This window comes from Pseudomonas sp. HY13-MNA-CIBAN-0226, from assembly GCF_040310305.1.
GTDB classification, from domain to species: domain Bacteria; phylum Pseudomonadota; class Gammaproteobacteria; order Pseudomonadales; family Pseudomonadaceae; genus Aquipseudomonas; species Aquipseudomonas gregormendelii.
This window is the reverse complement of record NZ_JBEOPS010000546.1, coordinates 1-243: the sequence shown is the minus strand read 5'-3', so window position 1 is coordinate 243 and position 243 is coordinate 1. Positions and strand designations below refer to the sequence as shown.

The window sequence follows — 243 nt, the reverse complement described above, 5'->3', positions numbered from 1 at the left end:
CTTCCAGCTATTGCGATTACATTGTTAATTTCAAGCACCTACTCCCATGCCAGTGATGAGCGTATACCTATAGATTATCTAAATAACTATCCATCTGAGTTACAAGCTGAATTTGATGAATTAAAAGAGATGTGTGAAAGCGCTCAATATGGAGATGCAGTTGACCTTCCATTAAGTGTTCAGCAAGGGTTCATTACGCGTTCTGACGTCACTGGTGACGGACTTGATGACTATATCGTACAC

At 40.3% G+C, this 243-nt stretch carries 1 protein-coding gene; it reads left to right on the top strand.

What is annotated here, in order from left to right:
• Positions 1 to 243, top strand: a 243-nt coding sequence (locus AAEZ05_RS29840; protein WP_350650254.1) for a hypothetical protein, incomplete at both ends; no start/stop codon positions are given.